Origin of the sequence: Leucobacter chromiireducens subsp. solipictus, assembly GCF_016758195.1 — a bacterium.
Taxonomy (GTDB): domain Bacteria; phylum Actinomycetota; class Actinomycetes; order Actinomycetales; family Microbacteriaceae; genus Leucobacter; species Leucobacter solipictus.
Genome location: NZ_QYAC01000004.1, coordinates 1 through 13,179, shown reverse-complemented (window position 1 = coordinate 13,179; position 13,179 = coordinate 1). Strand labels below are relative to the sequence as shown.

The window sequence follows — 13,179 nt, the reverse complement described above, 5'->3', positions numbered from 1 at the left end:
GACCTGTCGACCCGTAAAGGAGCACCCTGCAGTGACCGACGTCTCCCCCGGGTACCCCCGCGTACTCATTGCCGCCTTCCAGGGATGGAGTGATGCGGGCGACGCCACCACCGAGGTCCTCCAGCACCTCGGCGAACTTGTCGACGCGCAGGTGCTCCACGTGATTGGCTCCGAGGGGTACGTGGACTACCAGGTGCATCGCCCCAAGGTGGTGCTCGACGAGGCGGGCGATCGCAGTCTGGAGTGGCCCGACACGCGGCTGCTCGGCACGCTCCACCGCCCCGGCAGTGATGACGACCCCGAGGGCGACACCGTGCGCCGGATCGACGGCGGGCGGGTCACCGAGCTGTTCCTGCTTTCCGGGGTGGAGCCCGCCCGAGATTGGCAAAGCTTCGCCGACGAAATCGTTGAACTCGTCGACGTTTGGGCGATCGACACGGTCATCATCCTCGGCTCGATGTACTCCGACGCGCCGCACTCGCGCCCCGTCGTGACGACCATCACGAGCGAAAGCGCGGAGCGACGCGAGCTCACCGGCGCGACGCGGAGCACCTATGAGGGCCCCGCCGGGATCGCCACGGTCGTCGACCTCGCGCTCACCGCCGCCGGCATTCCGCCCGTATCACTGTGGGCGCAGGTCCCCCACTACGTGCACAGCACGCCGTCGCCGAAGGTCACGCTCGCGCTCCTCGACAAGCTCGAGGAACTCCTCGACGTCGTGATCCCGCGCGGGGAGCTGCTCGCGCAGGCGAACGACTGGGAGGCGAACATCAACCGGATCGCCGCCGCCGACGAGGACATGTCGCGCTACATTCGGGGCCTGGAAGAGACACGCGACGAGGCGCTCGCGGCGGAGACCACCGGCGACGCGATCGCCGCGGAGTTCGAGAAGTTCCTCGAGGACGGTTCGCACCAGGGGTCCGGGGCCCACGCGGGGAGCCACGACGGGAGCACCACCGGCATCGATGCGGGCGCGGCGGCGGCGTTCGACGCTGAGGCCGGGAGCGAGGCCGACGCTGCTACGGGCGCTCATGCTTCGGGCGCTGAGCCTGCGGGCATTGATGATGCAGCTGCAGACGCAGGTGCAGCTGCAGATGCAGACGCAGACGCAGACGCAGATGCAGATGATGCCGCGGTGCCCCCGACGGACGCTGATGCCCCGGCCGCGGGCCCCGGCGCAGCACCCGCTCCCCCATCCGATGCATCGGCTGACGATGCGGGCACCCCCTCCTCCGAGAACCCCGAATCCCGCTGATCGGGCCAGCCCGCGCCGCTGCAACCCGGAGGGCGTGCACCCCGAACTCGCGTTTTCGCGGCTTTTCCACGGCGTTCAGCTGCGCGATCGAGTTCTCGGCGCTCCACAGCCTGGTGGGGAGTCACTCGTCCCCGGGAGGACCCCCCGGGTGCCCGGAAGCCCCGAGAACCCCCGCGTCCCCGGGAATCCTAGAGCCGCACCCCGAGCAGGGCGAGCACCGCGTCAGCGATGAGCTCGGGCTGGTCCACGCCGCGGTCGAGCGCGGCGTCGAGCGTCGCGAGCATCACGGGCGTGTCGAGATCGTTCGCGAGCGCCGCACGCAGTTGCTGCAGCACGGTCTCCGCGGCTACGGGGTCCGTGCAGGGGCGCTCAAGGCCGGCACGCCAGGCGTCGAGCCGCCGGTTCGCGGTCGCCAGGTCGGCGTCCTGCCACTCCCACTCGGAACGGTAGTGGTGCACGAGCAAGCCGAGCCGGATCGCCGAGGGGTCGGCCCCGGCGGCGAGCAGCTTGGACACGAAGACCAGGTTGCCGCGCGACTTGGACATCTTGTGCCCCTGGTAGGCGACGAGGCCCGCGTGGCAGTAGGCGTGCGCGAGTGGCGTTCCCGAGAGCGCGGTGGCGTGGGCCGCCGTGAACTCGTGGTGCGGGAAGACGAGGTCCGCCCCGCCGCCCTGCACGGTGAACGCCCCGCCGAGCGCGCGGGTGGCGATCACTGAACACTCGATGTGCCAGCCCGGCCGGCCGCGCCCCACGGGCGAATCCCAGCTCGGCTCCCCCGCCCGCGCGGCGCGCCACAGCAGCGGATCGAGCGGCCCGCGCTTGCCGGGCCGATCGGGATCGCCGCCGCGTTCGGCGCTGAGGCGGCGCATCAGCTCGGGATCGTAGGGTGCGACGTCGCCGAGGCGCCACTGGGAGTCGCGCTCGGCCGCGGCCGTATCGAAGTAGATGTCGTCCTGTGCGGGATCCTCCGCGTCCGCGGTGTCGACCGTGTACGCGAAGCCGCGGGCGCGCAGTTCGAACACGGCCTGCGCGATCTCGTCGATCTGCTCGGTGACCGCGACAAAGTGCTCCGGCGGGAGCATGCCGAGCCGGTGCATGTCGGAGCGGTACAGCCCGATCTGGTCGTCGGCGAGCTCGCGCCAATCCACGTCGGTCGCTGCGGCCCGCTCGAGCAGCGGATCGTCGATATCGGTGATGTTCTGCGCATACACGGTTTCGATCCCCGCGTCGCGCCAGGCGCGCTGCATGATGTCGAACGTCAGGTAGGTGAAGGCGTGCCCGAGGTGGGTGGCGTCATACGGGGTGATCCCGCACACGTACAGCAGCGCTTTCCCCTCGGGGATCGCCGGGTACTCCATCCGCTGCGTCGCGGTGTTGAAGAGTTTCGGGGCGGTGCCGACGCCGGGGAGCTCGGGAAGCTCGGGCGGGGTCCAGGTCCTCACAGTGCGTGTCCTTCCAGAACGACCGCGGCCTGAGCGGCGGCGGTGCCGCCCTCAGCGGTCAGTACCCCGGTGCCCAGAAGCACGAGGATCACTGCGCCGAGCAGCACGCGGTAGATCACAAACGGCATGAAGCTGCGCTTCGAGATGTAGCGCATAAAGAAACCGATCACGAACAGCGCGATCACAAACGCGACGACCGTGGCGATGAGGGTGAGCCCCATCGGCGTCGTGTCAGCGGGGGCGCGCAGCGCCTTGGCGAGCTGGTAGAAGCCCGATCCGAACACGGCGGGGATCGCCAGCAGGAACGAGTAGCGTGCCGCGGCCTCACGGGTGTAGCCCATGAGCAGGCCCGCGGTGATCGTGCCACCGGAGCGGGAGACGCCCGGGATCAGGGACAGCGCCTGGGCGAAGCCGAAACCGACGCCGTGCTTCCAGGTGAGCTGCTCGAGCGGGCGCTGCTTGCGGCCGATGCGGTCGGCAATTCCCAGCAGGATCCCGAAGACGATGAGGCTGATGGCGACGAACCACAGCGAGCGGAGCGAGCCCTCGATCTGATCCTGGAACAGGAGGCCCAGGATCACGATCGGCAGCGTGCCGAGGATGATCCACCAGCCCATGAGCGCGTCGGGGTCCTTGCGCGGAATCTTGCCGGTGAGCGAACGGAACCAGGCACCGATGATCCGCACGATGTCACGCCAGAAGAACACGATGACCGCGGCCTCCGTGCCGATCTGCGTGATGGCGGTGAACGCGGAGCCGGCGTCCCCGATCCCCATCAGCTCGCTCGCGATGCGAAGGTGTGCGCTCGAGGAAATCGGGAGAAACTCGGTGAGCCCCTGAATGATTCCGAGCAGGATCGCCTCAAAGATTCCCACGATGTCCTTTCCTGGCCGGCACGCGGGGCGCACCTCATCAAAACGGGCCGCCGTCCAGACTAGCCCACGACCCCGGGCGACTTCACGTTGCGCGGGGCCGTGTTCTCAGCTTCTGAGACGCGGGTGTGCCAGTGCTAGTACGTGCGGAGCAGGTCCACGAGGACGCGATGGCCGAAATCGAGTGCGTCGAGGGGGACGCGCTCGTCGACGCCGTGGAACATGCCCGGGAAGTCGAGGTCGGCGGGGAGCCGCAGCGGCGCGAACCCGTACCCCACGATGCCGAGCCGGGAGAGCGCCTTATTGTCGGTGCCCCCGGACAGCAGGTAGGGCAGCACGCGCGCCTCGGGATCGTGTCGCGTGAGGCTCGCGGTCATTGCCTCGACGAGCTCACCCGCGAAGGGCACTTCGAGCCCAATGTCGGAGTGCACGGTCTCCACCTCGATGTCTTCGCCCACGATCCGCTGCACCTCGGCGAGCACGTTCGCCTGTTCGGAGGGCAGCGACCGCACGTCAACGAGCGCCTCCGCGGTGTCCGGGATGACATTGTGCTTGTACCCGGCGGTGAGCACCGTCGGGTTGCTCGTGTTGCGCAGGCTGGCCTGGATGAATCCGCCACCCTTGCCCAGCCGGAGCACCAGCTCTTCCGGGGCGACCTCCTTCGGGTCCTCACCGAGGATGGCGGCGATCGCGTCGACGAGTTCGCGCGTCGTATCGCACAGCGCGAGCGGCCATTCGTGGCGTCCCAGTGCGGCGATCGCCTCGGCGAGCCGCGTCACCGCGTTGTCGTGCCACACGCGCGAGCCGTGCGCGGCGGTGCCGCGGGCGCGGAGTCGGATCCAGTCGAGAGACTTCTCCCCCGTCTGCACCAGGTAGGCCCGCGTGCCCTCGATGTCGATGGAGTACCCGCCGACCTCGCTGATCGCCGTGCCCGCCCCCGCGAACAGTTCGGGCCGGTGCGTCACGAGGTGGTGAGCGCCGAAAATGCCGCCGTTCTCCTCATCGGCGAAGAACGCGAGGATCACGTCGCGCCGCGGCCGCTCGCCGGCCCGCAGCAGCTCTGCGATGGCCGTCAGGATCATGGCGTCCATGTCCTTCATGTCGACCGCGCCGCGGCCCCAGAGCATGCCGTCTCGGATCTCGCCTGCGAACGGGTCGACGGTCCAGTTGGCGGCGTCCGCGGGCACCACGTCGAGGTGGCCGTGCAGCACGAGCGCGGGCAGCGCCGGATCGGAGCCCGTGACGCGCGCCACGACGCTCGCGCGGCCCGGTGCCGATTCGATGATCTCGGGGTCGAGCCCCAAGTCGCGGAGGAACGCAGCGACGTAGTCCGCGGCGGGGCGCTCCGGCTCCGCGTCGCCGCCGCCGCGGTTCGACGTGTCGATCCGGATCAGATCGCGGGCGATACGGACGGTTTCCGAGAGCGCGTGCTCGTTCGCTTCTACAGTCATGCCCCCAGGCTACCGGGCAGCCCTCGGAATGTGGGCGGGATCACGAACTGTGTCAGCGCCGGGAGCGGCGGGAGCGCCGGGGCGACATGATCAGACTTCCCTGGGAGGCCGCCGCTTGGAATGGGGCGCACCGCGGGTCGACACTTGCCGTGAGGGCGGAGGACTTCTCGGGTTCCCTCGACATCAAGAAAGCAGGTCAAGATGAGCACACAGGGTGTTCCCGCACGCTTTGCCGGCAAAACGGTGATCGTGACGGGCGCGGGATCGGGGATCGGCAAAGCGATTGCGCAGCGCATTCTCGCGGAGGGTGGGGTCGTGGTGGCCTCGGACGTCTCCGCGGAGCGGCTGGAGGAGTTCGCCGCGGAGGCCGGCACCGACGCGCTGCGCACCGTCGTCAGCGACGTCACGGTCGACGCGGATATCGCGCGGGTGGTGGCGGCAGCGGACGGCCCCGTCGACGCGGTCGCGAACAACGCGGGGATCATGGACGGTTTCCTCCCCGCCGCCGAGGTTACCGATGAGGTATGGGACCGGGTGTTCGACATCAACGTGACCGGCGTGATGCGGCTCACGCGCGCCGTGCTGCCCGGCATGCTCGAGCGCGGCACCGGATCGATCGTGAATACCGCGAGCGCGGCCGGGATCCGCGGGAATGCGGCTGGCGCCGCGTACACCTCGTCCAAGCACGCCGTGGTCGGCTTCACCAAGCACGCCGCGTTCATGTACGGCCCGCAGGGCATCCGCGTGAACGCCGTCGCTCCCGGCGGCGTCGCGACCAACGTGGACGGCGCGTTCAAGTCCGAGGCGGCCGCCGCACGGATGGGTCCCCTGCTCCAGACGCTCGGTCTCCCGATTGCCACGCCAGAGCAGCTCGCCAGCGCCATCACCTGGCTCCTGAGCGACGATTCCGCGAACGTCAACGGTGTCGTGCTGGCATCCGATGGCGGCTGGTCTGCCCAGTAACTTGTGAATGCCGGAACCGGTCGGCGCAGACTCCGGTCACGTGACCGGCCCGGACCGGCCCGGGAATGCGAAAACCCCCTCTTCCGAAGAAGAGGGGGTTCTCGTTTACGTGCGCGGAGGGGGACTTGAACCCCCACGCCCTAATACGGGCACTAGCACCTCAAGCTAGCGCGTCTGCCATTCCGCCACCCGCGCTCACGTTGTGTTGTTCTGTTCTCCCGGTTTCTCACCGGCCGAACAGGGAATAACTTAGCACGGAACTCGATCCCCCATCCAATTCCTCTGGGAACTCGCGCGCGTCGCGGCCCGCGAGATTCCCAAAATTCACGTATTTCTGCCGATCGGCGCGAGGATCGCGTCGGTTGCGCGACACAGCGCGGCCGGGGCGAGTTCCAGGTCCAAGCCGCGCCGACCGCCCGAGACCAAGACCGTGTCGTGATCCATCGCGGAGGCGTCGACGACGGTGCGCAGCCGGGTACGTTGCCCCACCGGGCTAATGCCACCGACCACGTAGCCCGTGCGACGCTCCGCGAGCGCCGGATCGGCCATGCTCGCCTTCTTCCCGCCGAGCGCAGCCGCGAGGGCCTTGAGATCGAGCTTGCCGGCCACGGGCACGACTCCGACCGCGAGGACGCCGTCCACATCCGCGAGCAGGGTCTTGAAGACGCGTTCTGCGGGAACGCCCAGCTCCGACACCGCCTCGGCCCCAAAATCGGTCACCGCCGCGTCGTGCGCGTAGCTCCGCTCCGTGAAGGAGATCCCCAGCCGCGTGAGCGCGACCGTTGCGGGGGTCGACCCCGCCGACTTTTTTGCCATGGCATCCACCTTACGGTGGCGCTCCGGCCGCACCCCTGCGCTACGGCCGGAGCCGACGCCGGAGCAGGTCGATGCGCTTCTGCAGCTGCGTGACGGAGGCCTGCGGCACGGCAGGCCCGCCGCAGACGCGACGCAGCTCGGTGTGAATGTCCTTGTGCGGCTCCCCCGACACCTTCGAGTACATCCCGACCAGGCTGGAGAGCAGCTTCCGCTGTTCCCCGAGCGTGCGGTGCAGCGCTTCGGGGGCTTCCGCCCGATCCGGCGCGTGCTCCAGGATGCCCTGCTTGGTGGCGCTGCGTTTCGCTTGGCGGGCCTGCCGCTGCTGCAGGAGCGCCTTCACCTCCTGCGGTTCGAGCAGCCCGGGGAAGCCCAGGAAATCGAGTTCTTCCTCGCTCTCGACCTCGGCGTACCCGCCGAACTCAGCACCGTCGAACACGGCGCGGTCGAAGTGGGCGTCGGATCCGAGCGCCTGATAGACAAACCCTTCGCCCTCGAGCAACTCGGAAGACGCGGAGTCCTCCTTCTCGGCGGCGTTCATGAGCGCCGCCTCCGCGTCCCACATCTCCTCGGCGCTGCCGGGACCCTCGAGGACGTGCCCGCGCTCTTTTTCGAGCTCCGCGGCGAGCTGCATCAGCGTCGGCACGTTCGGGATAAACACCGTGGCGACCTCGCCGCGACGGCGGGACCGCACGAATCGGCCGATCGCCTGCGCGAAGAACAGGGGCGTCGCGGAGCTCGTCGCATACACTCCGACGGCGAGCCGCGGCACGTCGACGCCCTCGGACACCATGCGCACGGCAACCATCCAGCGCGAGTCGCCCCGGGAGAACTCGTCGATCCGTTCGCTCGCGCCCGCGTCGTCGGAAAGGATCAGGGCGACCTGCTCCCCCGTGATCTCACGCAGCTGCTTCGCATACGACTTCGCCGAGGCGTGATCCGTGGCGATCACCAGTCCGCCCGCGTCCGGAATGTCCTCGCGGACCTCCGTGAGCCGGCGATCCGCCGCCTTCAGGACCTTCGCGATCCAGTCTCCCGCGGGATCGAGCGCGGTGCGCCACGCCTGCGAGGTGATGTCCTTCGTGTTGCCCTCGCCGAGGCTCGCCTCCATCTCCTCCCCCGCGGAGGTCTGCCAGCGCATCTTCCCGGCGTAGACCATGAACACGACGGGACGAACGATGCCGTCGGCGAGGGCGCGGCCATAGCCGTAGTCGTAGTCGGTGAGCGACACGCTCGACCCGTCGCCCTGCGGGGCGTACTGGACAAACGGGATCGGCGCATCGTCGGACCGGAACGGCGTTCCGGTGAGGGAGAGCCGGCGGGTTGCCGTGCCGTACGCTTCGCGGATCGCGTCGCCCCAGCTCAGCGCGTCACCGCCGTGGTGCACCTCGTCGAGGATCACGAGCGTGTCGGTGTGCTCCGTGAGGAGGCGGTGCTGCACCGGCTTCATCGCGACCTGCGCGTAGGTCACGGCGACGCCGTGGAAGTGGGTGCCGTAGCCGAGGCCGTCGCTGTTCGCGTAGTTCGGATTCAGCCGGATTCCGGCGCGCATCGCGGCGTCGGCCCACTGCGACTTCAGGTGCTCGGTCGGTGCGACCACGATGACCTGGCGCACCGTGTGATTTGCGCGCAGGATCGCGGCGAGGCGGAGCGCGAACGTCGTTTTCCCGGCGCCCGGGGTCGCCGAGGCCAGGAAGTCTCGCGGCGCGGCGGCGAGATAGCGCTTGATGGCCTCCTCTTGCCAGGCGCGCAGTGTGCCGGCGGTGCCGTGAGCGGCGCGCTCGGGGTAGACCGGCGGCAGATGCTCAGCGGCACTCGTCCCTGGGAGGTGGAGGCCCGGGTCCGAATCTGTCACAGCGCTCTAGACTAGCGGTACTGTGTGTGCGTCAGGACCGTCGCACCCAAGGAGAATCGGAGTTTCGTATGGCAGAGGAACGGGCAGGCGTTGAGCTTCCCTGGTCACGCTTCGTGGCCATCGGCGATTCCTTCACCGAGGGTGTCGGCGACCCCGACGCGGACAGCCCGGGCGGGTTGCGCGGCTGGGCCGATCGCTTCGCCGAGGTGCTTGCGGAGTACAGCGAGGACTTCTCGTACGCGAACCTCGCCGTGCGGGGCAAGCTGATCCAGCAGATCACCGACGAGCAGCTGTCCGCCGCCGAGGATCTTCGCCCCGATCTGATCAGTGTGTGCGCCGGCGGCAACGACGTGATCCGCCCCGGCACCGATCCCGATGAGGTGGCGGCGAAGCTCGAACGCATCGTGTCTCGCCTGAGCGCCACGGGTGCGACAATCCTCGTCTTCACCGGCGTTGACACCGCGTTCCAGCCGGTGTTCCGCAGTATTCGTGGCAAGGTCGCGATCTTCAACGAAAACGTCCGGAAGGTCGCGCAGAAGTACGACTGCGTGGTTGTCGACCAGTGGGCGATCTCGGAGCTGCAGGACAGCCGGTTCTGGGCGGGCGACCGGCTGCACCTGAACGCGCTCGGCCATCACACGATCGCCCGGGCGGCCCTCGACGCACTCAACGTGCCGCACGAGTTGCCGCCGCTCGATCCTCCGGCGCTTCCCGAACGGAGCTGGCGCGAAGCACGGAAAGAGGACGTGGTGTGGGCACGCGAGCACCTCGTCCCGTGGGTGATCCGGCGCATCAAACACGTGTCCTCGGGCGACGGCATCGAGCCGAAGCGGCCGCAGCCGGAAACGCTGCGCCCCGCGCGCCACGGCTCTGTTGATGATGCGCCCGAGCAGGTAGGCTGACGCCATGGCATCTCTCACGAAGCAGCTCGCAGACACCGTGACGCAGGTCGGGGTGCACTCCGCCTACGGCGCTCCCGTCGAGGTCGATGGGGCCACGATCCTTCCGGTCGCGTGCACCACATACGGTTTCGGCGCGGGCGAGGGTATGGGTGAGGGCACTGGCGAACAGGCGCCCGCGCAAGGCGAAGGCTCCGGCGGCGGTGGCGGCGGGATGTCGGTCCCCGTCGGTGCCTACGTGACCCAGGACGGCGTGACGCGGTTCCAGCCGAACGTCATCGCACTGCTCGTCGTGGCGGTGCCCTTCGTCTGGGTGGCGGGCCGGGCGCTCGCCCGGGTCATCCGAGCCCTCAAGCGCTAACACACCCCGGTCACGACCCGCCCCAGCTGCTGCTCGACGAGCCGCCGGGGCGGGTCGTCGCGTTCGCCGACGGTGCCCACCAGTGGGCCGATCAGCGGCACCTACTGGCGGGGTGCTCCGGGTGCGCGCGGATCCCACGTCCATGGCGTGTGCGGAATGCGCGTCGGGTCGAAGCGCTGCAGCATCTCCCCTGCCGTGATGGCCTCTCCGGGTGCGGCGAGGCCGAGCGAATTCGCGATCCAGCTGCGCACCACGCCGGGGTTGACGCCGCGGCCGCTGAGATCCTGCAGGGTGACGGCCCCGTCGCGCTTCGCGAGCCGCGCACCGCTCGGGCCGAGGACGAGCGGCACGTGGGCATACTCGACCGCGGGCGGGGTGGGCAGGCCGAGCAGGCGTTGCAGCAGGATCTGGCGCGGCGTGGAGGGCGCCAGGTCGTCGCCGCGGACGATCTGGTCCACGCCCATTGCCGCATCATCCACCACGACGGCGAGGTTGTAGGCGACGGTGCCGTCGCCGCGCTGCAGCACGAAGTCGTCAATGTCGCCGCGGCTGTTCCCCAGCACGAGATCCGAAAATTCGAGCGAGCGCAGCCCCTCGGGTGCACGCAGCCGCAACGCCGGCTGTCGCGGCGCGATGGCGGCGCGGGCGGCCTCGCGTTCCACGGGGCTCCGGTCACGGCAGGTTCCGGGGTACGCGCCCGGCGGCGCGTGGGGCGCGCTCGGCGCCGCAAGGATATCCTTGCGCGTGCAAGTGCACTCGTAGACCAAGCCCGCGGCCGCAAGCTGCGCGAGCGCGGCGGCGTGATCGGCGGCGCGCTCCGATTGGATCACGGCGTCGCCGTCCCAATCGAGCCCGAGGCTGGCGAGGTCGGCGAGCTGCCGGGCGCCGGATCCGGCATCGCGGGCGCGGTCCAGGTCTTCGATGCGCATCAGGAAGCGGCGGCCGCTCGACCGGGCAAACATCCAGGCGAGGAGCGCAGTGCGGAGGTTCCCCAGGTGCAGGTCGCCGGAGGGGCTCGGCGCGTACCGCCCGGCGCCCGTCGTGTGCAGTGGCATGCCCTCATCTTCCCACGGTGCCACCACACCCCGCGGTTCCCGGCCCTGCCGTGGGCCGGGTTTGGGCGACACGCCGCGGCCGTCAATAGACTCGAGAACGGGCCCGTCGCACGACGGCTGAAGCGTTGACGAAGGAGACAACTATGGTGGAGCTGCAGGATCTCGAAAGCCGCCTGGGCGAGCGCCTGATTCGCGATCCGGAGCTCGTCGCACCGTATGCACGAGATAGTTCACGTGCGGAGCCCGAGGGGCAGCCGCTCGCGGTGGTGCTGGCTCGCGATACCGAGGACGTGGCAGCCGCCCTCGCCTGGGCCACCGAGCACCGCGTGCCCGTCAGCGTCCGGGGTGCCGGGACCGGGCTCGCTGGCGGCGCGAACGCGTACCCCGACGGTGTGGTCATCTCACTCGCGAACATGACCGAAGTCCTGCAGCTCGACGTGGCAAACCGTACCGCAACCGTGCAGGCGGGAGTCATCACCGCTGAGCTCGACGCTCTCGCGCGGGAGTCCGGACTGTTCTTCCCGCCCGACCCTGCGAGCGCGCGCACCTGCACGGTTGGCGGCAACATCGCGACGAACGCGGGAGGGCTGCGTTGCGTGGCGCACGGCGTCACCAACGATTCGATTGCCGCACTCGTTGTCGTGCTGGCCGATGGGCGCATCATGCGCACCGGGGCACGCACCCGGAAGAACGTGGTGGGCTACGATCTCACGAGCCTGTTCGTCGGCTCCGAGGGCACACTGGGCGTGATTACGGAGGCGACCGTGCGGCTCAAGCCGGTGCCGCCGGGGACGCCACGCACATTCCGCGCAAGCTTCACCACGCTCGAGGAGGCGGGTGCCGCCGTCACCGCGATCGTGAACGGCCCGGCGCAGCCCGAGGTGCTCGAGCTCATGGACGCGTTCAGCGTGGAGATCATCGAGTCCTTCCAGCCCAGCGGGCTCACCGTGCCCGCCGGTGCGATGCTGGTGGGGCAAACGGTCGGACTGGACGCCGCGGCGAAGGCAGAAACCATCACCGCTATTTGCCGCGCCGAGGGGGCGACCGACACGGAGATCTCGGAGTCCGATTCACTGCTCGAGGCCCGCAGGCTCTCGAACCCCGCCCTCAACGCGCGCGGACTCAAGATCAGCTGCGACGTCGGGGTGCCCGTCGCAGCGCTCTCCGAGGTATTTCAGGGCGTCGCCGCACTCGCCGCCCGACACGGCAAGCGGGTGTCGACCGTCGCGCATGCGGGCGACGGAAACCTGCACTGCACCGTCGAATCCCCCGATAGCGTGGCTGGTATCGCCGAGGCCGACGCCCTCATCGACGACATCACCAAGCTCGCGATCTCTCTGGGTGGCACCATCTCCGGCGAGCACGGCATCGGTTCCGTCAAACGGCACGAACTCCCGTGGCAGCTTGACGACGCCGCGCTCGACGTGCAGCGGGCCATTAAGGCGGCGCTGGATCCGCACGGGATTCTCACGCCCGAACGCGGGATCTAGCTGGGGGTCTCGTTCGGGTTGAGTCTGGTTGAGCTGAGTCTGGCTGGGCCAGGGTGGCTGGGCCTGGGTGGCTGGACCTGGGCCTGGGCCTGGGCTGAGTCTGGCTGGGCCAGGGTGGCTGGGCCTGGGCCAGGGCTGGCTGGGGCTGGTGCCAGCTGGGCCAGCTGACGTGGAATCTACCTGGGCTGGGGCTGGCTAAGGTGGGACCTAGCTGGGCTGGGCCTGGCTGAGACCGGATCTGTCTGGATGGGATCGAGCTGGGCGGGGCTGGATCTCGCTGAGCTGGGCCTGATCTCGGTGGGATGGGCCGGACCTTGGCGGGGCGGGCCTGGGTAGGACGGGCCTGGCTGGGACCGAACCTAGGCAGGACGGGCCTGCGGATGCCAGCGCTGGTGGGCGCAAGAATTAGTTACCCCTGGATGCAGGATCTCGCCGACGCAGGGTTCTACGGACTCCGGACATAGCAGGCGCCGGACTGAGGAGACGCGGGCGCGAACGGCCGTGATGCTGATACCTGGGGTACGTGGTGATCTGTGCGGCGTGGTTTCCGGAAAATGGAGCGAATACTCTCGGTCGGCCCTTCCTTGCACGTACCAGCCCGGCTGCGTGTTAGAACGGGTGGTCGTCTGAATCGTCGGCGGTTCCCGAGTTCCCGTGACCGTCGGGTGGCGGGGTACCCGGTGATGTTCCCCCGGCTCGATTTCGTGTGTCGTCGTTGGGTGG

11 protein-coding genes and 1 tRNA gene are annotated in these 13,179 nt (G+C 69.3%); 5 read left to right on the top strand and 7 right to left on the bottom strand.

The genetic code is table 11. From position 1 onward, the window contains the following. Positions 1–31: 31 nt before the first annotated feature. A complete protein-coding gene (locus D3230_RS07945) occupies positions 32–1,255 on the top strand; it encodes a PAC2 family protein (protein ID WP_202344522.1) in 1,224 nt (407 codons plus the stop codon). Between the two features lie 188 nt (positions 1,256–1,443). Here D3230_RS07945 and mshC read toward each other — a convergent pair whose 3' ends face one another. The 3 genes from mshC to D3230_RS07930 form a co-directional block, all read right to left on the bottom strand. Further along, the gene (mshC, locus tag D3230_RS07940) at positions 1,444–2,697 is read right to left on the bottom strand and encodes a cysteine--1-D-myo-inosityl 2-amino-2-deoxy-alpha-D-glucopyranoside ligase (protein ID WP_202344521.1); all 1,254 of its coding nucleotides are present in this window, start codon (positions 2,695–2,697) and stop codon (positions 1,444–1,446) included. Further along, positions 2,694–3,572 (bottom strand): undecaprenyl-diphosphate phosphatase, encoded by an 879-nt coding sequence (locus D3230_RS07935; protein WP_202344520.1) that lies wholly within the window; start codon positions 3,570–3,572, stop codon positions 2,694–2,696. The genes mshC and D3230_RS07935 overlap by 4 nt, the downstream gene beginning before the upstream one ends. Positions 3,573–3,706: 134 nt before the next feature. Beyond that, positions 3,707–5,020 carry a M20/M25/M40 family metallo-hydrolase gene (locus D3230_RS07930; RefSeq protein WP_202344519.1) on the bottom strand — a complete coding sequence of 438 codons (1,314 nt, stop codon included), beginning with the start codon at positions 5,018–5,020 and terminating at the stop codon, positions 3,707–3,709. Positions 5,021–5,221: 201 nt separating this feature from the next. Between D3230_RS07930 and D3230_RS07925 the strand changes: the two genes are divergently transcribed. Next, positions 5,222–5,983, top strand: coding sequence for an SDR family NAD(P)-dependent oxidoreductase (locus D3230_RS07925; RefSeq protein WP_202344518.1), 762 nt, complete (start codon positions 5,222–5,224; stop codon positions 5,981–5,983). Positions 5,984–6,093: 110 nt separating this feature from the next. On the opposite strand, the gene D3230_RS07920 is transcribed toward D3230_RS07925, so the two are convergent. The 3 genes from D3230_RS07920 to D3230_RS07910 form a co-directional block, all read right to left on the bottom strand. After that, a tRNA-Leu gene (locus D3230_RS07920) sits at positions 6,094–6,178 on the bottom strand. 129 nt (positions 6,179–6,307) lie between these two features. Beyond that, positions 6,308–6,799 (bottom strand): Cys-tRNA(Pro) deacylase, encoded by a 492-nt coding sequence (gene ybaK / locus D3230_RS07915; RefSeq protein WP_202344517.1) that lies wholly within the window; start codon positions 6,797–6,799, stop codon positions 6,308–6,310. Between the two features lie 40 nt (positions 6,800–6,839). Next, positions 6,840–8,651: a DEAD/DEAH box helicase family protein gene (locus D3230_RS07910; RefSeq protein WP_202344516.1), complete on the bottom strand. Its 1,812-nt coding sequence runs from the start codon at positions 8,649–8,651 to the stop codon at positions 6,840–6,842. Positions 8,652–8,719: 68 nt separating this feature from the next. On the opposite strand from D3230_RS07910, the gene D3230_RS07905 reads away from it, so the two are divergent. Both D3230_RS07905 and D3230_RS07900 read left to right on the top strand, forming a co-directional pair. Beyond that, entirely contained in the window at positions 8,720–9,553 is an 834-nt protein-coding gene (locus D3230_RS07905) for an SGNH/GDSL hydrolase family protein (RefSeq protein WP_202344515.1), read from the top strand. A gap of 4 nt (positions 9,554–9,557) precedes the next feature. Next, complete coding sequence (locus tag D3230_RS07900) at positions 9,558–9,911, top strand: spore germination protein GerW family protein (protein WP_202344514.1); 354 nt, start codon at positions 9,558–9,560, stop codon at positions 9,909–9,911. Between the two features lie 101 nt (positions 9,912–10,012). On the opposite strand, the gene gluQRS is transcribed toward D3230_RS07900, so the two are convergent. Further along, positions 10,013–10,966: a tRNA glutamyl-Q(34) synthetase GluQRS gene (gluQRS, locus tag D3230_RS07895; protein ID WP_202344513.1), complete on the bottom strand. Its 954-nt coding sequence runs from the start codon at positions 10,964–10,966 to the stop codon at positions 10,013–10,015. A gap of 143 nt (positions 10,967–11,109) precedes the next feature. Between gluQRS and D3230_RS07890 the strand changes: the two genes are divergently transcribed. Beyond that, positions 11,110–12,456 carry an FAD-binding oxidoreductase gene (locus D3230_RS07890; RefSeq protein ID WP_202344512.1) on the top strand — a complete coding sequence of 449 codons (1,347 nt, stop codon included), beginning with the start codon at positions 11,110–11,112 and terminating at the stop codon, positions 12,454–12,456. The last annotated feature ends 723 nt before the right edge of the window (positions 12,457–13,179 follow it).